Consider the following 22,405-nt stretch of genomic DNA (forward strand, 5'->3'; position numbering starts at 1 on the left):
GCCAGATATTTCCGCGTTGTTAAAAAAGCTTAATTTTTCAATAGTATGATTTCCGCTGACTCAGGCTCTCTCATCCTTATACCCTGTGGATTTCATGTGGCAGCGCCCAAGGCTGTCGCTTGCAAGACGGCGGGTATATCATACTAAGGTATCTCGCATGATCAGGTTTTCCCATTTGCTGTTGGCCTCCACGCTGTCGCTGGTTTCGTTGGCGGCGGGTGCCACTGTCGGCCATGCTCCCGCCATTATCGCCCACCGTGGCGGCACTGCAGACGCGCCGGAAAATACCCGTGTCGCCATTGAAACCGCACTGAAAAATGGCGCCGACGCCATTTGGATCACGCTGCAGCAATCCAAAGACGGCGCGATCGTGCTGTACCGCCCTTCCGATCTCAAAGCATTGACCAACGAGCAGGGGCCGGTCTCCGCCCATACTGCCGATCAACTGGCCAAAGTGGATGCCGGCTGGTCATTCTCAAAAGGTGAAACGCATCCGTTTCGCGGCAAAGGCATCGGGATCCCGCGCCTGGATGAGATCCTGGAGGCTTTCCCCCAGGTGACCTTCTATCTGGATATCAAATCGCCCGACGCCGATCCAACGCAATTTGGCAAAGCGCTGCTGGCGACGCTGGAGAAGGCCGACAGCCTGAACCGCACCCGGGTGTATTCTACCGATGCCAAATACCTGCAAGCGCTGCCACCGCAGGTCAAACACTTTGAAAGCCGCGACGAAACCCGCACCCTGCTGGCCAATATCACCATGGCGCACCTGTGCGAATTGAAAGCGGATAATCAGCAACCGCGCTGGTACGGACTGGAGCTGAAACGTGAAGTGGACGTGGTGGAGAAATACACTTTGGGCGAAGGGCGTTCGAAAGCGTTTCTGATCTGGGATAAAGAGTCGATCGACTGTTTCCGTTCGCAAGGCCCGGCGCACATCATTTTGTTTGGCGTCAATTCACCAGCGGAATACCAGCAGGCTCTGGCGCTGGGGGCCGACGGGGTGATGGTCAACTCACCGGCCGAAGCGAAAAACTTCCGCAAGGCCAAATGACAAAACCCGGCGCTAGCCGGGTTTTCAATTACAGAATGCGGTGTTTTTCCAACTGCCGCCGCCGCAGCGCCTCTTTGGCTTCGCGCTTCTTGCGTGCATCACAAGGCTCCGGGCAGTCGCAGACCTTTTCCATCCCCAACGAAGTGATGCCGCCGCAGCTGCCCTGCAGACTCTTGCGTTTGAACACATAGCCCAGCGACATGCCGCCGATAATCAGCAGAAACAGCACGAAGGTGGCGATAAATACCGTCAACATGGCGGCCTCATGAACTCTTTTTCAGGTAGGGTTTAAACGCCTCAGAGTAACGCTCTTCAAAGCCGGTGGCGGTTTTCACAATCATGAAAACCGGGATCCCCATCAGATTGGCCAACGCCATACCGCGTTCCGGCCCCAGCACGTTCAGCCCGGTCGACAGGCCGTCGGCGGCCATGCAGGTCGGACTCAGTACGGTGATCGAAACCAGATGATGATGGATCGGCCGGCCGGTAATCGGATCTATGGTGTGCGAGTAGCGCACGCCGTCTTGCTCAAAGTAGTTACGGTAATCCCCTGAGGTGGCGATTGACATCTCCCCCGGTTGGATCACCAACTGCGCTTTTTGCTCCACGCCGGCCGTCGGCCGCTCAATGGCGATACGCCAGGGTTTCTGCTCGCCGTTGTGGCCGCGGGTGCGCACCTCACCGCCGATATCCACCATGTAGTTTTTCACCTGCTGCGATTGCAGGTACTGGGCAATCACATCCACGCCATAGCCTTTGGCAATCGACGAGAGATCGACATACAGTTCCGGAATGTGTTTCACCAGCGCGTTGCCCTGTACCGACAGTTTGTCGATACCGGTCCAGGCGCGGCGCTGTTCCAGTGCGGCAGCGCTCGGCACCTTGTCCGGTCGCCCTTCCGGGCCGAAACCCCACAGATTGACCAGCGGCCCGACGGTGACGTCCAGCGCGCCGTCGGTCACGCGGTTGATGCGCAGCGCCTCCAGCACCACTTCGGTCGTCGCGGCCGATACCGGGAAGGGTTTGCCCACCTCGCGGCTGGCGTTGAAGCGGCTCAGCTCCGAACCCGGCCGGTAGGTGGACATTTGATCGTTCACCAACTCCAGGCGTTTGTCGATCTCCGCCTGTATTTTGGCCGCCGACGGCGTGTCGTCACCGGTGACATAACGGATCGAATAAGACGTCCCCATGGTTTTACCATCGAGATTCACCTGCTCCGGCCCGCAACCGGTCAATAACAGCATGGCGCCCAGCGCCACCGCCGTCATCCAGCCCTTCATTGCCCCAATGCGCATTTAGCCACCAAAGTCATCCAGCATGATATTTTCATCTTCGACCCCCAGATCTTTCAGCATCTTGATCACCGCAGCGTTCATCATCGGCGGGCCGCACATATAAAACTCGCAGTCTTCCGGCGCCGGGTGGTGCTTCAGGTAGTTCTCCAGCAGAACATTATGGATAAAGCCGGTGTAGCCGGTCCAGTTATCCTCGGGCTGGGGATCGGACAGCGCCACGTGCCAGGTGAAGTTTTCATTCTCCGCCTGCAACCGATTGAAATCATCTTCATAGAACATTTCACGCAGCGAACGCGCGCCGTACCAGAAGGTGATTTTGCGCGTCGAGTTCAGGCGATTGAGCTGATCGAAGATATGCGAGCGCATTGGCGCCATGCCGGCACCACCGCCGATAAAGATCATTTCGGCGTCGGTGTCTTTGGCGAAGAACTCGCCGAACGGCCCGGAGATGGTCACCTTGTCGCCGGCCTTCAGCGACCAGATATAGGAGGACATAATGCCAGGCGGCACGTCCGGCGCACGCGGCGGCGGCGTGGCGATACGCACGTTGAGCATGATGATGCCCTTTTCATCCGGGTAGTTCGCCATTGAGTAAGCGCGCACCGTGGTGTCATTCACCGCCGAGCGATAGCGGAACAGGTTGAACTTGTCCCAATCGCCGCGGTACTCCTCCGGCACGTCAAAATCGGCATAGCTGATGTCATGGAGCGGCGCCTCGATCTGGATAAACCCGCCGGCGCGGAACGGCACATCTTCGCCATCGGGGATTTTCAGCTTCAGCTCTTTGATAAAGGTGGCTTTGTTATCATTGGAGATAACCTCGCACTCCCACTTTTTCACGCCAAAGATCTCTTCCGGCAGCTCGATTTTCAGGTTCTGCTTCACGTTTACCTGGCAAGCCAGGCGGCAACCCTCTTTCGCTTCGCGTTTGTTGATGTGCGAAAGTTCGGTCGGCAGGATATCGCCGCCGCCCTCTTTAATCACCACGCGGCACTGCCCGCAGGAGCCGCCACCGCCGCAGGCCGAGGACACGAAGATCCCCTGGCTGGAGAGCATGTTCAACAGCTTGTCGCCCGCCGGGGCGTTAAAACTCTTGCCTTGATCGCCGTTAACTTCCACCGCAATGTCACCGGTGTTCACCAGCTTTGATTTGGCGAACAGGATCAGCAGTACCAGCACCATAACGATGCCGGTAAACATCGCGACGCCTAAAATAATTTCCATAGATTCTTCCCGCCTTTACAACTGAACACCGGAGAAGGACATAAAGCCCAACGCCATCAGCCCGGTGGTGATAAAGGTAATGCCCAGACCGCGCAGCCCTGCGGGGACGTTGGCATACTTGAGTTTTTCGCGGATCCCCGCCATCGCGACAATCGCCAGCATCCAGCCGGTACCGGAGCCGAAGCCATACACCACCGACTCTGCGAAGTTGTAGTCACGTTGCACCATGAAGGACACGCCGCCGAAAATGGCGCAGTTTACGGTGATCAACGGCAGGAAAATGCCGAGCGCGTTGTACAACGACGGGAAGAAGCGATCGAGGATCATCTCCAGAATCTGCACCAGCGCCGCGATCACGCCGATAAAGGTAATGAAGTTGAGGAAGCTCAGATCGACGCCTTCCATCAACGCGCCATCGCGCAGCACCAGGTTGTAGACCAGGTTGTTCGCCGGCACCGAGATGCCGAGCACGATGGTCACGGCGATGCCCAGACCAAAGGCGGTCGACACCTTCTTCGACACCGCCAGGAAGGTACACATCCCCAGGAAGAACGCCAACGCCATGTTCTCGACGAACACCGCGCGCACAAACAGGCTGATATAATGTTCCATCGGCCGTTACTCCTTTTCGATCTGTGCGGGCTTGAGGGTGCGCAGCACCCAAATCAGCAGGCCGATGATAAAGAACGCGCTCGGCGCCAGCAGGAACAGGCCGTTCGGCTGATACCAGCCGCCGTTCTGCACCGTATCCAGCACCGGAATGCCAAACAGCTTGCCCGAACCAATCAGCTCGCGCAGGAAACCGACCAGCACCAGGATCACCCCATAACCCAGCCCGTTGCCGATACCGTCCATAAAGCTTTCAATCGGCGGCGACTTCATGGCGTAGGCTTCAGCGCGCCCCATCACGATACAGTTGGTGATGATCAGGCCGACAAACACCGACAACTGCTTGGAAATCTCGAACGCATAAGCGCGCAGCAGTTGATCGACCACAATCACCAGCGAGGCGATAATCGCCATCTGCACGATGATGCGCACGCTGTTCGGAATATGGTGACGGATCAGGGAAATAAAGAAGCTGGAGAACGCCGTGACCAGGGTCACCGCGATGGTCATCACCACCGCCGTTTCCAGCTTGGTGGTCACCGCCAGCGCGGAACACACCCCGAGCACCTGCAAGGCTATCGGGTTGTTATCAAACAGCGGCCCGAGCAGGACCCGCTTAATCTCTTTGGAATCAGCCATTTTTCAGCGCTCCTTCACGGACTTTTTGCAGGAATGGGCCAAAACCTTGCTCGCCCAACCAGAAATCAAAAGTGTGCTGCACGCCGTTGGAGGTCAGCGTGGCACCGGACAAACCATCCACCCCGTGCTCATCCCCCTGACGCGCCCCGCCTTTCACCACGCGGATCGCCGGCTTGCCGTCGTTATCAAACAGCTTTTTGCCGATCCACTGCTGACGCCAACCGGCATTCTCAACTTCACCGCCCAGGCCCGGGGTTTCTCCCTGATCGTAATAGGTGATGCCTTTCACCGTGTTGCCGTCGCTCCCCAGCGCCACAAAGGCGTACATCATCGACCACAGACCGGTGCCGTAGACCGGCAGCACGATTTGGTTCACCGCCCCACCGTTATCGCGCACCAGATAGATCTCCGCCCGGTTGCTGCGGCGTTTGATACCGGCCGGATCTTCGTCCGCCGACAAGGCTACGCTTTTGGCATCGTCACGCAGCGCAGCGGCCAGATCGAACGCCGCGGCATTGCCCGCCACGAACTCGCCGCTGTTCAAATCCAGCAGGCGCGGTTCGATGCGCTGGGTGAACAGCGCCTTGACCTGCTCGCCTTCCATCTTCGGCTGCAACAGGCCGGCCACGTCGAGAATATTGCGCTGCTTGTCGAGCAGCTTTTGCTCTTGCTGTTTGGACTTCAGGCCGACGGCGGAACCCGCCACCACCACCGAACACACCAGACACAGCAGCAGCACCACCAGCAGCGTTTTACCGATAGTGTCGTTTTTAGATTCATTCGCCACGGGCTTTTCTCCGCTTGATGTTGGCCTGCACCACCAGATAATCGAACAGCGGCGCGAACAGGTTGGCGAACAGGATCGCCAGCATCATGCCTTCCGGGTAGGCCGGGTTGACCACCCGGATCAAGACGCACATCACGCCAATCAGGATGCCGTACCACCACTTTCCCTTATTGGTAAAGGCGGCGGAAACCGGGTCGGTGGCCATAAAAATCATGCCGAAGGCAAAGCCGCCCAACACCAGATGCCAGTACCACGGCATGGCGAACAGTGGGTTGGTGGCGGAGCCGATGCTGTTGAACAAGAAGGCGGTGGCCATCATGCCGAGCATCACGCCGGCGACAATGCGCCAGGAAGCTACGCGGCCAAACAGGATAATCGCACCGCCGATCAGGATCATCAGCGTGGAGACCTCACCCACCGAGCCGGGGATGTTGCCGAGGAAGGCGTCCATCCAACTGATCGACTGACCGGTGGCTACGTTGCTCAGGCTGTGCGCCCCGCCCACGCTCCACTGCGCCAGGGGCGTCGCACCGGAGAAGCCGTCGGCAGCGGTCCACACCAGGTCACCGGAGATCTGCGCCGGATAGGCGAAAAACAGGAAAGCGCGCCCCGCCAGCGCCGGGTTGAGGAAATTGCGCCCGGTGCCGCCGAAAATCTCTTTCGCCACCACCACGCCGAAGCTGATGCCGAGCGCCGCCTGCCACAGCGGCAGCGTTGGCGGCACAATCAGCGCAAACAAAATAGAGGTGACGAAGAAACCTTCGTTAATCTCATGCTTGCGGATGACCGCGAACAACACTTCCCAGAAACCGCCGACGATAAACACCACGGCATAGATCGGCACAAAGTAGCTGGCGCCCAGCACCATTTTGCTGATCCAGCCGGCATCCGCCGCCAGCGATGCCCCCAGCCATTGCGCCAATCGGTAATGCCAGTCGCCCGCCAGCACCTGCTGCAGTTGATCGCCGCTGTACAGATGGTGCAGCGCCGGAATGGCCTGCTGGCCGACGTTGTACATACCCCAGAACATCGCCGGGAACACCGCCAGCCACACCAGGATCATCATGCGTTTCAGATCGATGGCGTCGCGCACGTGCGAAGCGCCGCGCGTCACCAAACCGGGGGTGTAAAACACCGTGGTGGTCGCTTCGAACAGCGGATACCACTTTTCCAGCTTGCCGCCCGGCGTGAAGTGATGCTCTATCTTGTCAAAAAAGTTCTTCAGGCCCATCGGTTATCCTTCCTGCTCAATCTTGGTCAGCACGTCGCGCAGTACCGGCGCATATTCATACTTGCCCGGACAAACGAAAGTGCACAGCGCCAGATCTTCCTCGTCCAGTTCCAGACAACCCAGCGCCTGTGCGCTGTCGGTATCGCCCGCCAGCAGATCGCGCAGCAGCAGAGTCGGCAAAATGTCCAGCGGCATCACCCGTTCGTAGTTGCCGATCGGAACCATTGCGCGCTCGCCGCCGTGGGTGGTGGTCGAGAAGGCGAACAGTTTGTTTTTCAGGAAGTGGCCCAGCGTGGTGCGGGTAATGGAGAATTTGTCCGGTGAAGGCGCGATCCAACCGAACAGCTGCTTATCACGCCCTTCCTGCAGCACGCAAACCTGCGAGTGAAAACGGCCGAGATACGCATTCGGGCCGGCGACATGGGTGCCGCTCAGCACCGAACCGGAAATCACCCGGTTCTCACCGCTTTTAAGGCGGCCGGCGGTCAGTTGCTCAATGCTGGCGCCCAACCGGGTGCGCAGCAGCACCGGCTGCTCCACCTGCGGCCCGGCCAGCGCCACCACCCGACGGGTGTCGAGATGGCCGGTGGTGAACAGTGTGCCGATGGCGATGACGTCCTGATAGCCGATATGCCAGACGGTTTTTTTCAAACTGACCGGTTCGAGAAAGTGAATGTGGGTGCCCACCAGCCCGGCAGGATGCGGGCCGGCGAATTCGTTGTAGGTTACCTGCGCACCTGGCTGTTTGCCCAGATTCGCGCCTGCGGCGTGGCAAACGTGCAGCTTGCCGTCGGTCAGGCGTGCCAGCACCGCCAGCCCGGCGTTAAAGGCCTCCCGTTGCTCGGCTATGATCACCTGCGGATCGGCGGCCAACGGCTGGCTGTCCATGGCGGTCACGAAAATGGCGCGCGGAGTGGTGCCGGGACGCGGCGTTTTACTGAAGGGACGGGTGCGCAGCGCGGTCCACAGGCCGCTGGCGAGCAGCTCGCCTTCAACCTGCTCTCGCGGCAGCGCCGGCAATTCGGCTACCGGATAATGAGCGAACTCAAGTTGCTCATCTCCGCCGTTTTCTATCGCAATAACCACGGACTGCAACACGCGGCGCTCACCGCGGTTGATTGCCGCGATGCGACCGCTGGCGGGAGCCGTGAAGAAAACTCCGGGGTTCTTTTTATCTTCGAACAGCGCCTGGCCTTTCTTAACGGCATCGCCTTCCTGCACTAACATGGAAGGGCGCATGCCGACGTATTCTTCCCCAAGCAGGGCAACATGCTGAACTGGTGGGCCGTCCTGAATCGCCTGAACCGGAGCTCCGGCAATGGGCAGATCTAACCCTTTTCTGATTTTAATCATAGGATTTATACGATGTTGACTAGGTTTACACGTCTTACCGGCCCCAGAGGCTGGTGCTGACGGTGCCTGGATGATGAGACTGCATCAGCAGCCTCCGGGTTAAGCGCAACGGCATCACGCTCAACATGAATTCTTTCGCGCTGACAAAAAGGGGTTACGCACATTCCCTTGATTAACTCCCGCCTGCCTTGTTTTGCGCGACAAACCGTCTTGCACCACAAAAACGCTGTTAATACTTTGTTGCCACAGAGCTCATTTTATCGCCATGGATATAAGATCAAGGTCTGCTTCTGCATCGGCAACAACAGGTTAACCGGAGCCGGAATATTAACATTTTTCACCACTTTGTTCTGCTTTGAGCAGTGACCTGAGTCAAGCAAATGCAATTAAATACCTGCTGTTTTACACCACCGATCGTTAAAATCTGCCTGTCGATTCACTTTTATCGAAGTTTGTAGTTTTTTTATACACATCGCATATTGCTAAAAAAAAACACACTGGTAATCTGGCGGTGTTTTAAAGCAGTAAAACAATAATCAGTGGCATGTTGGCCGAGTACATTGAGCCAGCAGATAAATATAAGCAGGAATAATAATGAGCAAAATCGCGCTGTTGTTTGCGATGCTTTTTTCTATGCCGATGATCACGGCCTGCAGCGCCAGCGAACAGGTTCCCGAGGCACCGGTAGTTAAACAGCAATTGGTAGGTTCACCGGTCTATATTCAGATCTTCAAAGAAGAACGCACGCTGGAATTGTATGCCAAAATGGGTAACGAATTCCGTCTGGTGAACTCCTTTCGCATCTGTAATTTTTCCGGTGGACTCGGCCCGAAACGCCGTGAAGGTGACTTTAAAAGCCCGGAAGGTTTTTATAGCGTCGACTCACGCCATCTGAAACCCGACAGCAAATATTATCGCGCAATAAATATCGGTTTCCCGAACGATTACGACAAGTCGCAGGGTTATTCCGGCGCTTATCTGATGATCCACGGTGAATGTAAATCGATTGGTTGTTACGCGATGACCAACACCTATATGGATGAGATTTACCGTTACGTGGAGGCCGCATTCGCTTATGGCCAGAGCCGGATCGATATCAGCATCTATCCGTTCCGCATGACCGATCAGAACCTGAAGCGCCACCGCTCCTCCAGCGATATCGCCTTCTGGAACCAGCTGAAACCAGGCTATGACTACTTCGTCAAGAATCACCAGCCGCCGATGGTCAGCGTCGCCAATGGCCAGTACGTGCTGGGCCAGCCGGTAATGAGCAGCAGCCAGATGACGCAGTACGCGTCAACGGCTCCCGCTGCCAGCACCAACCCCTTCGCTCAAACCAAGCCGCTCACCGAAGTGAAATAATGCGAACTCGCCTGGCGCAATCTTGTGCCAGGTTTCATTCGCCGTCAGCGGCTGGGTAGCAATCACCGTGACCACATCGTTCGGTGTGGTCTGCTGCTGAAAATCAATTTCCACATCCTGATCGAGCAACGTGGCTTTGCCAAACGGCGCGCGGCGGGTGATCCAGTATAAATTGGTGGAGCAGTAGGCCATGACAAAACGCCCGTCCGACAGCAACATATTGAATACCCCTTTCTTGCGCAGTTGATCCGCCAGCAGTGCGATATAGCGGAATACCGGCTGCCAACGGCTCGGGGTACGCGGATATTTCAGGGAAAGTTGGTGCAGTAGCCAGCAGAAAGCATATTCGCTGTCAGTCTGGCCCACCGGGCGGAAGGTGCCGGTTTCCAACTGACGATAGCCTTTCAACTGACCATTGTGCGCATAGGTCCAGTTACGACCCCACAGCTCGCGGGTAAACGGGTGGGTATTTTCCAGCGCCACTTCGCCGCGATTGGCCTGGCGGATGTGCGATACCACCGCGCAGGATTTGATCGGGTATTCCTGCACCAGACGGGCGATCGGCGAATCGAAACTCGGTTGGGGATCCTTAAACGTACGACAGCCGTTCCCTTCATAGAAGGTAATGCCCCACCCATCTTTATGTGGCCCGGTACGGCCACCGCGCTGAACCAGCCCGGTAAAGCTAAAGCAGATATCGGTCGGTACGTTTGCGCTCATCCCGAGCAGTTCACACATCGCTTGCCACTCCTTACCCACACTGGCACTGTTCTATGCGGGCGCCGCATGCGGCGCCCTTGCAAAATGTCTAGGGGGCTGCATGCCCCCTGAAGCCATCAAGCCTTAACCATCTCTTTTTCAATCAGCTGAATCAAGATGTGAATCGCTTTGATATGGATCTCCTGAATGCGGTCGGCGTAACCGAAGTGCGGTACGCGGATTTCCACATCGGCGGAGCCGGCCATTTTACCGCCGTCTTTGCCGGTCAGAGTGATCACTTTCATCCCTTTGGCGCGCGCCGCTTCGATAGCTTTAATGATGTTGCCCGAATTGCCCGAAGTGGAAATGCCCAGCAACACGTCGCCTTCGCGGCCTACCGCTTCCACGTAACGTGAGAACACGTATTCGTAACCGAAATCGTTGCTGACGCAAGACAGGTGGCTGACATCGGAAATGGCAATCGCCGGGTAGCCCGGGCGGTTTTCGCGGTAGCGACCGGTCAGTTCTTCGGCAAAGTGCATGGCGTCACAGTGGGAGCCGCCGTTGCCACAGGAAATCACTTTCCCGCCAGCTTTAAAGGAATCGGCCAACAGCACTGCCGCGCGTTGAATGGCGTCGATATTGGCATCGTCATTGATAAATTTCGCCAGGGTATCGGCCGCTTCGTTCAGTTCACTGCGAATAAGGTCGTGGTACATGAGGAACCTCTTGTTATCGTCAATCTTCCGCTCCGCAGTGTACCGGATCGGGGAAAAACCGAGAAGCATTGTGAATCAAACAGCGCGCCGGTTGAGGTGCGTGTGAGGTTTTTGACTATTGATGCGCTCAGTTTGTGACTTAAGTTGTAATTAAACTGTAAATGCATTGATAAAAATATGGGGTTGTACTAAAACCTATTACATACATACAACAGGTCAGACCTCTTACTACTTCGGAGCTTCTTATGATGGTTCTTAGTATTGTTGTTTTACTCGCACTCATTGGTGTGGTGTTTTATCACCGAGTGAACCTCACCCTCAGTAGCCTTATTCTGCTGGCATATACCGCCGCCATGGGCGTTATCGGCCTGTGGAGCTTCTGGATGCTGCTGCCGCTGGCGATCGTCCTGCTGCCGCTGAATGTGACCTCCCTGCGCCGTTCGATGTTGTCCGCTCCGGCGCTGCGCGCGTTCCGCAAAGTCATGCCGCCGATGTCCACAACCGAGAAGGAAGCGATCGAAGCCGGTACCACCTGGTGGGAAGGCGATCTGTTCCGCGGCCAACCGGACTGGAACAAGCTGCATAACTACCCGAAACCACAGCTGACTGCCGAAGAACAAGCGTTTATCGACGGTCCGGTGGAAGAAGCCTGTCGCATGGCGAACGATTTCCAAATCACCCATGAACTGGCCGACTTGCCGCCGGAACTGTGGGCATACCTGAAAGAACACCGCTTCTTTGCGATGATCATCAAGAAAGAATACGGCGGCCTGGACTTCTCTCCTTATGCTCAGGCGCGCGTGCTGCAAAAACTGTCCGGCGTTTCCGGTATTCTGGCGATCACCGTTGGTGTACCGAACTCTCTCGGCCCAGGTGAACTGCTGCAGCACTACGGTACTGACGAACAGAAAAACCACTACCTGCCGGGCCTGGCGCGCGGCGACGAGATCCCTTGTTTCGCCCTGACCAGCCCGGAAGCGGGTTCAGACGCCGGCGCTATTCCGGATGTCGGCACCGTCTGCATGGGCGAGTGGCAAGGCGAACAGGTATTGGGCATGCGCCTGACCTGGAACAAACGCTATATCACGCTGGCGCCGGTCGCAACCGTGCTGGGCCTGGCGTTCAAACTGCATGACCCGAACCGCCTGCTGAGCGATAACGAATCACCGGGCATCACCTGTGCGCTGATCCCGACCACCACCCCTGGCGTTGAAATCGGCAACCGCCACTTCCCGCTGAACGTGCCGTTCCAGAATGGCCCAACTCGCGGCAGCGACGTGTTCGTTCCTATCGATTACATCATCGGCGGGCCAAAAATGGCCGGCCAGGGCTGGCGCATGCTGGTTGAGTGCCTGTCGGTAGGCCGCGGCATCACGCTGCCTTCCAACTCCACCGGCAGCGTGAAATCTATGGCGCTGGCCATTGGCGCTTACGCCCATATCCGCCGTCAGTTCAAGATCTCTATCGGCAAGATGGAAGGTATCGAAGAACCGTTGGCGCGTATCGCCGGTAACACCTATGTGATGGATGCGGCGGCAACGCTGATCACCAGCGGCCTGATGCTGGGCGAGAAGCCGGCGGTGCTGTCAGCTATCGTGAAATACCACTGTACCCACAGAGGCCAACAGGCAATCATTGATGCAATGGATATCGCCGGCGGCAAAGGCATTATGTTGGGCAAATCCAACTTCCTGGCCCGAGCCTACCAGGGCGCACCGATCGCCATCACGGTAGAAGGCGCCAATATCCTGACCCGCACCATGATGATCTTCGGCCAGGGCGCCATTCGCTGCCATCCCTACGTACTGGATGAAATGGCGGCGGCGCAGAGCAATGACCTGAACGCCTTCGACAAATCGCTGTTCGGCCATCTGGGCCACGTGGGCAGCAGCAAGGTACGCAGCTTCTGGCTGGGCCTGACCAATGGCCGCACCAGCAGCACGCCAACCAAAGATGCGACACGCCGTTACTACCAACAGTTGAACCGCCTGAGCGCGAACCTGGCACTGCTGTCGGACGTTTCCATGGGCGTGCTGGGCGGCAGCCTGAAACGCCGCGAGCGTATCTCTGCCCGCCTGGGGGATATCCTCAGCCAGATGTACCTGGCTTCCGCGACGCTGAAACGTTTTGAAGATGAAGGCCGTCAGAAAGAAGATTTGCCGCTGGTGCATTGGGGCGTGCAGGACAGTCTGCATCAGGCAGAACAGGCGTTGGACGATCTGCTGCGCAACTTCCCGAACCGCTTTATCGCCGGCGCGATGCGTTTCGTGATCTTCCCGTTCGGCCGCGTGCATACCGCACCTTCCGATCGTCTGGACCATCAGTTGGCCAAGATTATCCAGCAGCCGTCCGCAACCCGCAGCCGTTTGGGCCGCGGCCAGTACCTGACGCCAAGCGAGCATAACCCGGTTGGCCTGCTGGAAGCCGCGCTGGCTGACGTCATTGCCGCCGAGCCGATTCACCTGCGCCTGTGCAAGGAAAGCGGCAAAAACCTGCCGTTTACCCGTTTGGATCGCCTGGCGCAGCGTGCGCTGGAAGAGGGCAAGATCAGCGCCGATGAAGCGAAGATCCTGGTGAAAGCCGAAGAGAGCCGTCTGCGTTCCATCAACGTAGATGACTTCGAACCGGATGCGCTGGCGGCCAACAAGCCGGAAAAGCCGGTAGCGCCGTCTAAGCGTCAGCAACACACCGAAGCGGCATAACAGCGTTACACCTACCTACCCAGGGGCGATGATTATCGCCCCTTTTTCTTTTTGTGCCGCAGCAATATGCGCGGCGGCTCGCAGCCTTGCCAGAACGGCTAATTCAACGTCGGGAATAATCGGATAGACTGCGTAGCGGGTGCTCTGGATCTTTCTTTCCGGGGCATAAGCAACGGATAGAAAGAGAAAGGCCCCGAGTCGATATTATCAACCCGAGGCCACTCTGAATGTCTAAGCAACATCAGGTTAGCCTCTTACCCGCCGGAAGGCAAGGATAAGGAGGTCAGAAATGCAGCAAGAACGGGTCGTTCTGAGGCTGATGATTATCTGCATGACGCTGATTGCGTTCATGTGGATCACTCGCGGTTCGCTATGTGAACTGCGCATCAAACTGGGAGACACGGAGGTTGCGGCCATTTTGGCTTACGAATCCGAAGAGTAAGGCAACCCAACGGCGGGGTTCGCCCCGCCCGTTGGTTGTTAGACAGAGATCCATGAGCACCCTCTTCCTTCCCCAGCCCGCATTCAATCAAATATGCAAAATGCGCGGCGGCTCGCAGCCTTGCCAGAACGGCTAATTCAACGTCGGGAATAATCGGATAGACTGCGTAGCGGGTGCTCTGGATCTTTCTTTCCGGGGCATAAGCAACGGATAGAAAGAGAAAGGCCCCGAGTCGATATAATCAACCCGAGGCCACTCTGAATGTCTAGCAACATCAGGTTAGCCTCTTACCCGCCGGAAGGCAAGGATAAGGAGGTCAGAAATGCAGCAAGAACGGGTCGTTCTGAGGCTGATGATTATCTGCATGACGCTGATTGCGTTCATGTGGATCACTCGCGGTTCGCTATGTGAACTGCGCATCAAACTGGGAGACACGGAGGTTGCAGCCATTTTGGCTTACGAATCCGAAGGGTAAGGCAACCCAACGGCGGGGTTCGCCCCGCCCGTTGGTTGTTAGACAGAGATCCATGAGCACCCTCTTACTACCGGCAGCGCCCGAACAACGCCTAGCCGTTCTGGCGGATACGCGCCAACAGGGCGTCGATATGCTCAATCTGCGCCGCGTTGACGATCAGCGCACGGCCCAGGTTCAGGGCGCTGCGCTGGCATTCGGCGCGCATTTCGGCATCGCTGATGCTGTCCAGATCGGCGACGTGCGCCAGGCCGATAGTGCGGCGGATCAGCTCGCTGCCGCAGTAACCTATGGCATCAGTCCACACCTGCTGCAAGAACTGTTCGGCATAGCCCGGCACCGCCAGCGCTATCTCGCGGGTCTGTTGGTGGCACAGCGCCAGGAAGCGATCGGCAAAAATCAGCCAGAGTTCACGCACATCCTGCAAGCGCTGCTCCCGCCCGGCGGCGGCATCGCGCGGCCCCAACAGGCCCGGCAAACCGCAGTAATTCAGCAACAGGTTACCCAACGCGCTGCCGACGTCAAAACCAATCGGGCCATAGAAACCAAACTCGGCATCTATCGCCTTCAGCTTGCCTTCAGCAACAAAAATCGAGCCGCTGTGAATATCGCCGTGCAGCAACGCTTCCGCCTTGCTGAGGAAACGGTGCTTCAGCCCGGCCACCGCCAGCCTCAACGCGGTATCGTCACGCAGCGCTCGCACCTGCGGCAGCAACGCCTCGTCGAACTGGTTGCGTTCGTGATCGATATAGGGGTCGGTAAAGAACAGATCTTCGGTGATCTGGCACAGCTCAGGGTTGGTGAAGCGGCTGACCTCGGCCTTTTTTTCTTGCGCCGTCTGGTAAAAATCGGAGGTATGAAACAGGGTTTGCGCCAGATATTCCGCCAGTTGCCCGGCAGCCAACGGATAATAGTGGCCTTTGATCAGTTCGTTGCGCCAGATATGGTGATCGGAAAGATCCTCTTGCACCATCACCGCCAATTCAGGATCGTGATGCAGTACCTTCACCGTATGCCGTGGGCAAACGCCGCCGTGGATCAACAGGGTTTCCGCTTCAATGCGCGCCCGATCCAGGGTCAGCGGCCAGGATTCGCCCACGCAGCGTACGTACGGCAACGCCTGTTTGACGATCACCCGGCTTACGCCGTCGCGATCGCGGATTTTGAACACCAGGTTCAGGTTGCCGTCACCAATCTCGTCAGCGCTCACCAGCGCCTGCGGATCGGCCAACTGCCCGTATTGACGAGCATATTCAACGGCATCGGCAGCAGTAAAGGTACGATAAAGCGACATTCCCAACCCCTCTGATTTTTCTCACTGACGCAGCGATGTTATTTTTTTAGACGTAAAAGCATTTGGACGTCTATACATCCGTATGGCATGTTGGCAGAATACCTTTTCAGATGCAATAACAACGCAACAAGGATTTAACTGCCGATGCAATCGCTTAACACCACCAGTTTGACCCTGAGTGACAACCGACTTTGGATCCTCGACCAGCAGGCTTTGCCGCAGGAAAAACAGTGGCGCCAGTGCGACAGCGTGGAGGAGTTGGTCGATCACATCCTCACCTTGCGGGTACGGGGCGCGCCCCTGATCGGCCTGTCCGCCAGCCTGTTGCTGGCGCTGCTGGCGGAACGCGGTCTGTCGCGTGAAGAACTGGCGCAAGCCTTGGCCACCTTACGCGCCTCACGCCCGACGGCGGTTAATCTGATGAATAATCTGGACCGCATGAAGCAGGCTCTGGCGCAACCGCAGTGGGTGCCTGCAATGGTAGAAGAAGCGTTGCGACTGGTGGAAGAAGACCGTAAGTTGTGCGATCGGATCGCCGATCATGGCGCGGAGCTGGTGCAGCCCGGCAGCCGCCTGCTGACGCATTGCAATACCGGTGGCCTGGCGACCGCCGGTATTGGCACGGCTATCGGCGTGCTTTTGCGCGCCCATCAGCAAGGGAAAGTACAACAGGTGTGGGTCGATGAAACCCGTCCGTTGCTGCAGGGCGGTCGCCTTACCGCCTGGGAACTGGGTGAGCTCGGCATCCCCTACCGGTTGATTTGCGATTCGATGGCCGCCAGCCTGATGGCGCAGGGGCAGGTAGATGCCGTGTGGGTTGGCGCAGACCGCATCGCCGCCAACGGCGACGTCGCCAACAAGATTGGTACCTACAGCCTGGCGGTGCTGGCGCACTATCACCGTATTCCGTTCTACGTGGCCGCCCCGCACACCACCCACGATCCGCATTGCCCGAACGGCGCGGCCATCCCGATTGAGCAACGGGCCGCAACCGAAGTGACCGGCGTTTCCGGCAGTTTCGGATCATGCCAGTGGGCGCCTGCCGATGCCGCGGTTTATAACCCGGCGTTTGACGTAACGCCTGCGGCGCTGATTAGCGGTTGGGTGTTCGACAGCGGCGTGATTACGCCGCAGCAGGTCAACGACGGGATATTCCTGCGGGCGCTGGGGTAATCAATAATGGGGCGCGAAAGCCCCGTTAAATGTTAATCCAGGCGCGGATAGGCATCGGCGATCCTGTCGCCGGTGAAATGCGCAACCCAACCTTCCGGATTATCAAAAACGCGGATCGCGGTAAAGTTGGGTGCCGAGCCCATATCGAACCAGTGGCGGGTATCGGCCGGTACCGAGATCAGATCGTTCTTCTCGCACAGGATCTGGAAGATCTTGCCATCCAGATGCAGGCAGAACAGTCCCGCCCCAGCTACAAAGAAACGGACCTCATCTTCGCCGTGCGTATGTTCGGAAAGAAATTTGCTGCGCAAGGCTTCGCGCTGCTCATTGTCCGGACGCATGCTGATCACGTCCCAGCTTTGATACCCCTTCTCCGCCACCAGCCGATCAATCTCGTGCTGATAGGCGGCAATCACCGCCGCCGGCTCCGGATTTTCACCCAGTTCACGATCCGCCTGCCAGCGCTCGAAGCGCACGCCAATTTGCGCCAGTTGCCGTTGAATAGCCTCGGCATCCTGGCTCTGCCATAACGGTTGCTGCGGCTCTTTATCGCTGAAAATGGTCAATCCACTCATGAGGCAAACTCCCCTAAATCGATCTGATCAAAACGGTTAACCTGCGGGTGCCGGCTCTGCGCATCGGCGTCGTCGCGGATCAACTGGCAAGTACGCCAGCCTGCGGCGCGTGCGGCGTCCAACTCTTGATGAATGTCGGAAAGGAACAACAGTTCGTCGGGCGCAATACCAATTTCAGCGGCGATATTTCGGTACGAAGCGGTTTCACGCTTGGCGCCGACATGAGTATCGAAATAGCCGCTGAACAGCGGCTGCAAATCCCCCGCGTCACTGTAGCCGAACAGCAGCTTTTGCGCCTCTACCGAGCCGGAAGAGTAGACATACAGTTTCAGCCCTTGCTGCCGCCAGACGGCCAGTTGCCCGGCCACTTCCGGATACAGATGGCCGCGAAAATCGCCGTTCTGGTAGCCACTGCGCCAAATGATGCCCTGCAGCGCCTTCAGTGCGGTGGATTTGCGATCTTCATCCATAAAATGGTACAGCGCGGCAATCAGCTGCTCAATGTCCGCCTGCGGCTGGTCAATCTCCTGCCGCAGCGCGGCCAGCGGTGTGGCCACTTCGGCATCGGCAGCGTGCTGACGGAGAAACTCCGCCAGCCGTTCACGCGCATAGGGAAAAAGCACCTGGTGCACGAAGCGAATATCGCTGGTGGTGCCTTCAATATCGGTGACGATGGCGCGGATCATTTAGCCTCCAGTAAACGGCGTTGCAGTTCGCACTGGAACAGGAATTCCAGCCCTTCAAGATGACGACGGGCTTCCGCTACCTGGCGGCCCCAGCAATACAGACCGTGTCCACGAACCAGAAAACCGTACTGCAGTGGCGTCACTTCGGCATAAGCCGCCACGCGCGCCGCAAGCCGTGGAATATCCTGATCGTTATCGAAAACAGGAATAATCACGCTGTCCAGATGGCTGCTCTGGCCACCGAGCGATTTTTGCATTTCATAGCCCTGCAACACCAGCCCATCGCTGCGTTCAACGCGCGACAGTACGGTCGCATTCACCGAATGGGTGTGCAGCACCGCACCAATCTGCGGGTACAGCCGGTAAATCAGGGTATGCAGGCCGGTTTCCGCCGAAGGCGTGCGGCCGCTCGGCACATGATTGGTCGCCGTTTCCACCAGCAGGAAGTCCGCTTCGGTCAGGCTGCCCTTATCCTTGCCGGACTCGGTGACCAGGCAACGTCGCTCGTCGAGACGCAACGACATATTGCCGCCGGTCGCCGGGCACCAGCCCTTTTCGCCAATCCAGTGGCAAGCAGCCAATAGCGCTGTAAGTTGCGGATTTTCCGTCATTATCGTTTCCCGGTTTCTAAGGTTATCGGCATAGGGAGCTTAGGATGATTTGCTTATATAGTTAGATCTTTTCTTCATTTAGCCATCTAAGCGTCTTGATTGCCAAATACTAACATCGTGTTATATTGACGGCAACCTAAGCGCCAGGAGTATTAGCCTGCTATGAGCACATCAGCATTGATTCCCGACAGTAAATTGCCCGCTCTGGGCACCACCATTTTCACGCAGATGAGTGCGCTGGCGGCGCAGTATCAGGCGATCAACCTGTCGCAGGGCTTCCCCGATTTCGATGGCCCGGATTATCTGAAGGAGCGCCTGGCCTGGCACGTCAACCAGGGCGCCAACCAATATGCCCCCATGACCGGTGTTGCGCCATTGCGCGAAGCCATCGCCGAGAAAACCGCCGGGCTGTACGGTTGGCTGCCGGATGCCGCCAGCGAAGTCACTGTGACGGCAGGCGCCACAGAAGCGCTGTTCGCTGCCATCAGCGCGTTGGTCCGCCCCGGCGATGAAGTTGTCTGCTTCGATCCCAGTTACGACAGCTATGCGCCGGCGGTCACGCTGTCCGGCGGGACATTGAAGCGCATTGCGCTACAGCCGCCGACATTCAGCGTGGACTGGCAGCAGTTTGCCGAAGTGCTTTCGCCGCGCACCCGGCTGGTGATCCTCAATACGCCGCACAACCCGTCCGCCACCGCCTGGCAGGCGGAAGATATGCAACAACTGTGGCGCGCGATTAGCGATCACGAAATCTATGTGCTGAGCGACGAAGTGTATGAACATATTTGCTTCGCCAAGGGCGGCCATGCCAGCGTGCTGGCCCATCCGCAGCTGCGGCAACGAGCCATCGCGGTGTCCTCTTTCGGCAAAACCTTCCACATGACCGGTTGGAAAGTGGGTTACTGCGTGGCCCCCGCCGCACTGAGCGCTGAAGTACGTAAAGTGCATCAATACCTGACTTTCTCGGTCAATACCCCGGCACAGCTGGCGCTGGCGGATATGCTGCGCAGCGAACCGGAGCATTGGCAACAGTTGTCGGAGTTTTACCGCGCCAAGCGCGATCGCTTTGTGCAGGCATTGTCAAACAGCCGACTGGAAATTCTACCCTGTGAAGGTACATACTTCTTGCTGGCAGATTACAGCGCGGTCTCCGATTTGGACGACGTCGCTTTCTGTCATTGGTTAACCGAGCACGTGGGCGTGGCGGCAATTCCGCTGTCGGTCTTCTGTGCCGATCCTTTCCCTCATAAATTGATCCGGCTGTGCTTCGCTAAACAGGACGCCACGCTGGATGCGGCTGCGGAGCGGTTATGTCGACTTTAAAAATTACCCTGTTGCAGCAACCGCTGGTCTGGCGCGACGGTGAAGCCAACCTGCGCCATTTCGATGAACTGCTGGCACCGCTGACCGGCCGTGATCTGATCGTGCTGCCGGAAATGTTCACCACCGGCTTCGCCATGGACGCCGGAGAAAGCGCGCTGCCGGAGCAACAGGTAATCACCTGGCTGCACGGCTGGGCAAGCAAAAGCAACGCCCTGGTCGGTGGCAGCGTGGCGCTGAAAACTGCCGAGGGCGCGGTCAACCGTTTCCTGTTGGTCGAACCGAACGGCCGGGTGCATGCTTACGATAAGCGCCATCTGTTCCGCATGGCCGGCGAGCACCTGCATTACCGCGCCGGTAAAAAACGCGAGATTTTCGAATGGCGCGGCTGGCGCATTTTGCCGCAGATCTGTTACGACCTGCGCTTCCCGGTGTGGTCCCGCTATCAGCAGGATTACGATCTGGCGCTGTACGTCGCCAACTGGCCGGCGCCGCGCAGCAAACACTGGCAAACGCTGCTGGCCGCGCGCGCCATTGAGAATCAGGTCTACGTGGCCGGCTGCAACCGCGTCGGCGAAGACGGCAACGGGCTGAACTACAGCGGCGACAGCCTGATCCTCAGCCCGCAAGGTGAAACGCTGGCGCAGGCGGAACCAGGTGCCGCCGCACGGCTGGACGCCGAATTGTCGCTGGAAAACCTGCAGATCTACCGCAGCGCTTTCCCGGCCTGGCGCGATGCCGACAGCTTCCTTCGGCACGATTGATCCTACCGGGCGCAGCCCGCTGCGCCCGCATTTCTCAGGAAAGCTCCTCCCCCGCCCTATTTTTCTCCGCCGCCTCGATCGGGTTGAACAACAGATTCAGCAGCAACGCCACCAGACACGAAGCGCTGATGCCTGAATGCAACAAGGTGCGCACCCAATTCGGTAACTGATCGTAAAAAGTCGGCATCACAATCGGGATCATGCCAAAGGCAATCGCCGTCGCTACCACCACCAGATTCATGTTGTCCTTATACTCCACCTTCGCCAGAGTGCGAATGCCGCTGGCAGCCACCGAACCGAACAGCACCACGCCGGCGCCGCCCAATACCGGCGGCGGAATGCAGGCCACCAGCCGCCCGAGAACCGGCAACACGCCCAGCAGCACCAGAATGGCGCCCCCGGCACTGACCACAAAACGGCTTTTCACGCCGCTGATCGCCACCAGGCCGATATTTTGGGCAAACGAGCTTTGCGGGAATGAGTTAAATACCGGCGACAGCGCACTGGAGAGCATATCGGCGCGCAACCCCTTGGCGATACGACGCGAATTGACCGGCGAACCCACAATCTCCCCCACCGCCATCAGCCCGGCGGTGGTTTCCGTCAACAGCACCAGCACAATCAACAGCATGGAAAGGATCGCGCTCAGCTCGAAGGTGGGCCAGCCGTAGGCGAAAGGTTCGGGAAAGGCCAGCCACGGCCCGTTGCCCACGGCGGCAAAGCTCACTTTCCCCGCCAGCGCCGCCGCTACGCAGCCTACGGCCATCGCCAGCAGCACCGACAACCGCTTCAACGTCCGGGAACCGATCTTATTGAGCAACAAAATGACCGCCAGCGTGAAAGCGGCCAGGCCAATATTCCCGGTCGCCCCCCAATCCGCCGCACTGGCGTTGCCGCCCATCGCCCAGCGCACCGCCACCGGCATCAACGACAGGCCGATCACCGTCACCACGGTACCGGTCACCACCGGCGGGAAGAAGCGGATAATTTGCGCGAAAAACGGCGCGATCAACAGCCCTGCCAGCGAGGCGGCGATCACCGCACCGAATACCGCAGGCAACCCGCCGTCCCCGGTCACGATGGTAACCATGGTCGCCACCCCGGCGAAGGAAACGCCCTGCACCAGTGGCAGGCGTGAACCCAGACCAGGCAAGCCGAGGGTTTGCAGCAACGTCGCCAGCCCGCTGACAAACAGCGCCGCCGTCACCAACATGCCAATCTGCGGCGCGCCTAAACCCGCAGCCGAACCGATGATCAAGGGTGGCGCGATAATTCCCCCGTACATGGTCAAAATATGTTGCAGGCCGAAGGCAAAGGTTTTTCCCAGCGGCAGTTTTTCATCTTCCGGGCAGCACGAAGCCGCACCCTTATCCTGAGACAGAGCCATATTTCCC

Annotated in this window: 23 protein-coding genes; 8 read left to right on the top strand and 15 right to left on the bottom strand. The window is 58.0% G+C overall.

Translation table 11 applies throughout. From position 1 onward, the window contains the following. Nucleotides 1–157: 157 nt before the first annotated feature. Nucleotides 158–1,054, top strand: a complete 897-nt coding sequence (locus QZQ97_RS13325) for a glycerophosphodiester phosphodiesterase family protein (protein WP_311993786.1) — start codon at nucleotides 158–160, stop codon at nucleotides 1,052–1,054. A gap of 28 nt (nucleotides 1,055–1,082) precedes the next feature. Here QZQ97_RS13325 and nqrM read toward each other — a convergent pair whose 3' ends face one another. From nqrM to QZQ97_RS13365, 8 genes are read right to left on the bottom strand one after another with little or no spacing between them, the layout of a single operon-like run. Continuing rightward, entirely contained in the window at nucleotides 1,083–1,310 is a 228-nt protein-coding gene (gene nqrM, locus QZQ97_RS13330; RefSeq protein ID WP_311993787.1) for a (Na+)-NQR maturation NqrM, read from the bottom strand. 7 nt (nucleotides 1,311–1,317) lie between these two features. Then, entirely contained in the window at nucleotides 1,318–2,349 is a 1,032-nt protein-coding gene (locus QZQ97_RS13335) for an FAD:protein FMN transferase (protein WP_311993788.1), read from the bottom strand. Next, entirely contained in the window at nucleotides 2,350–3,573 is a 1,224-nt protein-coding gene (nqrF, locus tag QZQ97_RS13340; protein ID WP_311993789.1) for an NADH:ubiquinone reductase (Na(+)-transporting) subunit F, read from the bottom strand. A 15-nt stretch (nucleotides 3,574–3,588) separates the two neighbouring features. Beyond that, nucleotides 3,589–4,185 (bottom strand): NADH:ubiquinone reductase (Na(+)-transporting) subunit E, encoded by a 597-nt coding sequence (gene nqrE / locus QZQ97_RS13345; RefSeq protein WP_004949072.1) that lies wholly within the window; start codon nucleotides 4,183–4,185, stop codon nucleotides 3,589–3,591. Nucleotides 4,186–4,191: 6 nt separating this feature from the next. Further along, on the bottom strand, nucleotides 4,192–4,821 hold the full coding sequence (locus QZQ97_RS13350) for an NADH:ubiquinone reductase (Na(+)-transporting) subunit D (protein WP_004949071.1): 630 nt from the start codon (nucleotides 4,819–4,821) through the stop codon (nucleotides 4,192–4,194). Next, nucleotides 4,814–5,608 carry a Na(+)-translocating NADH-quinone reductase subunit C gene (locus QZQ97_RS13355; RefSeq protein WP_311993790.1) on the bottom strand — a complete coding sequence of 265 codons (795 nt, stop codon included), beginning with the start codon at nucleotides 5,606–5,608 and terminating at the stop codon, nucleotides 4,814–4,816. The genes QZQ97_RS13350 and QZQ97_RS13355 overlap by 8 nt, the downstream gene beginning before the upstream one ends. Continuing rightward, nucleotides 5,598–6,839 carry an NADH:ubiquinone reductase (Na(+)-transporting) subunit B gene (locus QZQ97_RS13360; RefSeq protein ID WP_311993791.1) on the bottom strand — a complete coding sequence of 414 codons (1,242 nt, stop codon included), beginning with the start codon at nucleotides 6,837–6,839 and terminating at the stop codon, nucleotides 5,598–5,600. The genes QZQ97_RS13355 and QZQ97_RS13360 overlap by 11 nt, the downstream gene beginning before the upstream one ends. A 3-nt stretch (nucleotides 6,840–6,842) precedes the next feature. Beyond that, nucleotides 6,843–8,192, bottom strand: a complete 1,350-nt coding sequence (locus QZQ97_RS13365) for a Na(+)-translocating NADH-quinone reductase subunit A (RefSeq protein WP_311993792.1) — start codon at nucleotides 8,190–8,192, stop codon at nucleotides 6,843–6,845. 594 nt (nucleotides 8,193–8,786) lie between these two features. Between QZQ97_RS13365 and dpaA the strand changes: the two genes are divergently transcribed. Beyond that, nucleotides 8,787–9,554, top strand: coding sequence for a peptidoglycan meso-diaminopimelic acid protein amidase (dpaA, locus tag QZQ97_RS13370; protein ID WP_311993793.1), 768 nt, complete (start codon nucleotides 8,787–8,789; stop codon nucleotides 9,552–9,554). Here the strand turns inward: dpaA and QZQ97_RS13375 are convergent. Together QZQ97_RS13375 and lpcA are read right to left on the bottom strand one after the other, a co-directional pair. Then, the gene (locus QZQ97_RS13375; RefSeq protein WP_311993794.1) at nucleotides 9,489–10,292 is read right to left on the bottom strand and encodes a class II glutamine amidotransferase; all 804 of its coding nucleotides are present in this window, start codon (nucleotides 10,290–10,292) and stop codon (nucleotides 9,489–9,491) included. The two genes, dpaA and QZQ97_RS13375, sit on opposite strands and share 66 nt — an antisense overlap. A 98-nt stretch (nucleotides 10,293–10,390) precedes the next feature. After that, nucleotides 10,391–10,972 carry a D-sedoheptulose 7-phosphate isomerase gene (lpcA, locus tag QZQ97_RS13380; RefSeq protein WP_004949058.1) on the bottom strand — a complete coding sequence of 194 codons (582 nt, stop codon included), beginning with the start codon at nucleotides 10,970–10,972 and terminating at the stop codon, nucleotides 10,391–10,393. A gap of 245 nt (nucleotides 10,973–11,217) precedes the next feature. Here lpcA and fadE point away from each other — a divergent pair, with 245 nt between their 5' ends. The 3 genes from fadE (at nucleotide 11,218) to QZQ97_RS13395 (ending at nucleotide 14,591) form a co-directional block, all read left to right on the top strand. After that, nucleotides 11,218–13,674, top strand: a complete 2,457-nt coding sequence (gene fadE / locus QZQ97_RS13385; RefSeq protein ID WP_311993795.1) for an acyl-CoA dehydrogenase FadE — start codon at nucleotides 11,218–11,220, stop codon at nucleotides 13,672–13,674. A gap of 289 nt (nucleotides 13,675–13,963) precedes the next feature. Beyond that, nucleotides 13,964–14,116 (top strand): Hok/Gef family protein, encoded by a 153-nt coding sequence (locus QZQ97_RS13390; protein WP_311993796.1) that lies wholly within the window; start codon nucleotides 13,964–13,966, stop codon nucleotides 14,114–14,116. A 322-nt stretch (nucleotides 14,117–14,438) separates the two neighbouring features. Beyond that, complete coding sequence (locus QZQ97_RS13395; RefSeq protein WP_126527542.1) at nucleotides 14,439–14,591, top strand: Hok/Gef family protein; 153 nt, start codon at nucleotides 14,439–14,441, stop codon at nucleotides 14,589–14,591. 91 nt (nucleotides 14,592–14,682) lie between these two features. Here QZQ97_RS13395 and mtnK read toward each other — a convergent pair whose 3' ends face one another. Beyond that, nucleotides 14,683–15,882 carry an S-methyl-5-thioribose kinase gene (gene mtnK, locus QZQ97_RS13400; protein ID WP_311993797.1) on the bottom strand — a complete coding sequence of 400 codons (1,200 nt, stop codon included), beginning with the start codon at nucleotides 15,880–15,882 and terminating at the stop codon, nucleotides 14,683–14,685. Nucleotides 15,883–16,026: 144 nt separating this feature from the next. Between mtnK and mtnA the strand changes: the two genes are divergently transcribed. Further along, the gene (gene mtnA / locus QZQ97_RS13405; protein ID WP_311993798.1) at nucleotides 16,027–17,055 is read left to right on the top strand and encodes an S-methyl-5-thioribose-1-phosphate isomerase; all 1,029 of its coding nucleotides are present in this window, start codon (nucleotides 16,027–16,029) and stop codon (nucleotides 17,053–17,055) included. Between the two features lie 32 nt (nucleotides 17,056–17,087). Here mtnA and QZQ97_RS13410 read toward each other — a convergent pair whose 3' ends face one another. Genes QZQ97_RS13410 through QZQ97_RS13420 form a run of 3 tightly spaced genes read right to left on the bottom strand, consistent with a single transcriptional unit; the run spans nucleotide 17,088 to nucleotide 18,927 of the window. Continuing rightward, nucleotides 17,088–17,630, bottom strand: coding sequence for a 1,2-dihydroxy-3-keto-5-methylthiopentene dioxygenase (locus QZQ97_RS13410; protein ID WP_311993799.1), 543 nt, complete (start codon nucleotides 17,628–17,630; stop codon nucleotides 17,088–17,090). Continuing rightward, complete coding sequence (mtnC, locus tag QZQ97_RS13415) at nucleotides 17,627–18,316, bottom strand: acireductone synthase (protein WP_311993800.1); 690 nt, start codon at nucleotides 18,314–18,316, stop codon at nucleotides 17,627–17,629. The genes QZQ97_RS13410 and mtnC overlap by 4 nt, the downstream gene beginning before the upstream one ends. Next, nucleotides 18,313–18,927, bottom strand: a complete 615-nt coding sequence (locus QZQ97_RS13420; protein WP_311993801.1) for a methylthioribulose 1-phosphate dehydratase — start codon at nucleotides 18,925–18,927, stop codon at nucleotides 18,313–18,315. The genes mtnC and QZQ97_RS13420 overlap by 4 nt, the downstream gene beginning before the upstream one ends. 162 nt (nucleotides 18,928–19,089) lie before the next feature. Here QZQ97_RS13420 and QZQ97_RS13425 point away from each other — a divergent pair, with 162 nt between their 5' ends. Together QZQ97_RS13425 and QZQ97_RS13430 are read left to right on the top strand one after the other, a co-directional pair. After that, nucleotides 19,090–20,250 carry a pyridoxal phosphate-dependent aminotransferase gene (locus tag QZQ97_RS13425; RefSeq protein WP_311993802.1) on the top strand — a complete coding sequence of 387 codons (1,161 nt, stop codon included), beginning with the start codon at nucleotides 19,090–19,092 and terminating at the stop codon, nucleotides 20,248–20,250. Beyond that, a complete protein-coding gene (locus tag QZQ97_RS13430; RefSeq protein WP_311993803.1) occupies nucleotides 20,238–21,011 on the top strand; it encodes an amidohydrolase in 774 nt (257 codons plus the stop codon). Before QZQ97_RS13425 ends, QZQ97_RS13430 begins: the two co-directional genes overlap by 13 nt. Before the next feature lie 34 nt (nucleotides 21,012–21,045). Here QZQ97_RS13430 and QZQ97_RS13435 read toward each other — a convergent pair whose 3' ends face one another. Then, a complete protein-coding gene (locus QZQ97_RS13435) occupies nucleotides 21,046–22,398 on the bottom strand; it encodes a nucleobase:cation symporter-2 family protein (RefSeq protein ID WP_311993804.1) in 1,353 nt (450 codons plus the stop codon). Nucleotides 22,399–22,405 lie beyond the last annotated feature (7 nt).

This window comes from Serratia sp. root2 (genome assembly GCF_031931805.1).
Classification (GTDB): Bacteria; Pseudomonadota; Gammaproteobacteria; order Enterobacterales; family Enterobacteriaceae; genus Serratia; species Serratia inhibens.

Bases quoted from the DNA above. Each gene is read 5' to 3' on its own strand.
- QZQ97_RS13325 (WP_311993786.1), top strand. From the start codon at position 158: ATGATCAGGTTTTCCCATTTGCTGTTGGCCTCCACGCTGTCGCTGGTT.
- nqrM (WP_311993787.1), bottom strand. From the start codon at position 1,310: ATGTTGACGGTATTTATCGCCACCTTCGTGCTGTTTCTGCTGATTATC.
- QZQ97_RS13335 (WP_311993788.1), bottom strand. From the start codon at position 2,349: ATGCGCATTGGGGCAATGAAGGGCTGGATGACGGCGGTGGCGCTGGGC.
- nqrF (WP_311993789.1), bottom strand. From the start codon at position 3,573: ATGGAAATTATTTTAGGCGTCGCGATGTTTACCGGCATCGTTATGGTG.
- nqrE (WP_004949072.1), bottom strand. From the start codon at position 4,185: ATGGAACATTATATCAGCCTGTTTGTGCGCGCGGTGTTCGTCGAGAAC.
- QZQ97_RS13350 (WP_004949071.1), bottom strand. From the start codon at position 4,821: ATGGCTGATTCCAAAGAGATTAAGCGGGTCCTGCTCGGGCCGCTGTTT.
- QZQ97_RS13360 (WP_311993791.1), bottom strand. From the start codon at position 6,839: ATGGGCCTGAAGAACTTTTTTGACAAGATAGAGCATCACTTCACGCCG.
- QZQ97_RS13365 (WP_311993792.1), bottom strand. From the start codon at position 8,192: ATGATTAAAATCAGAAAAGGGTTAGATCTGCCCATTGCCGGAGCTCCG.
- dpaA (WP_311993793.1), top strand. From the start codon at position 8,787: ATGAGCAAAATCGCGCTGTTGTTTGCGATGCTTTTTTCTATGCCGATG.
- QZQ97_RS13375 (WP_311993794.1), bottom strand. From the start codon at position 10,292: ATGTGTGAACTGCTCGGGATGAGCGCAAACGTACCGACCGATATCTGC.
- lpcA (WP_004949058.1), bottom strand. From the start codon at position 10,972: ATGTACCACGACCTTATTCGCAGTGAACTGAACGAAGCGGCCGATACC.
- fadE (WP_311993795.1), top strand. From the start codon at position 11,218: ATGATGGTTCTTAGTATTGTTGTTTTACTCGCACTCATTGGTGTGGTG.
- QZQ97_RS13390 (WP_311993796.1), top strand. From the start codon at position 13,964: ATGCAGCAAGAACGGGTCGTTCTGAGGCTGATGATTATCTGCATGACG.
- QZQ97_RS13395 (WP_126527542.1), top strand. From the start codon at position 14,439: ATGCAGCAAGAACGGGTCGTTCTGAGGCTGATGATTATCTGCATGACG.
- mtnK (WP_311993797.1), bottom strand. From the start codon at position 15,882: ATGTCGCTTTATCGTACCTTTACTGCTGCCGATGCCGTTGAATATGCT.
- mtnA (WP_311993798.1), top strand. From the start codon at position 16,027: ATGCAATCGCTTAACACCACCAGTTTGACCCTGAGTGACAACCGACTT.
- QZQ97_RS13410 (WP_311993799.1), bottom strand. From the start codon at position 17,630: ATGAGTGGATTGACCATTTTCAGCGATAAAGAGCCGCAGCAACCGTTA.
- mtnC (WP_311993800.1), bottom strand. From the start codon at position 18,316: ATGATCCGCGCCATCGTCACCGATATTGAAGGCACCACCAGCGATATT.
- QZQ97_RS13420 (WP_311993801.1), bottom strand. From the start codon at position 18,927: ATGACGGAAAATCCGCAACTTACAGCGCTATTGGCTGCTTGCCACTGG.
- QZQ97_RS13425 (WP_311993802.1), top strand. From the start codon at position 19,090: ATGAGCACATCAGCATTGATTCCCGACAGTAAATTGCCCGCTCTGGGC.
- QZQ97_RS13430 (WP_311993803.1), top strand. From the start codon at position 20,238: ATGTCGACTTTAAAAATTACCCTGTTGCAGCAACCGCTGGTCTGGCGC.
- QZQ97_RS13435 (WP_311993804.1), bottom strand. From the start codon at position 22,398: ATGGCTCTGTCTCAGGATAAGGGTGCGGCTTCGTGCTGCCCGGAAGAT.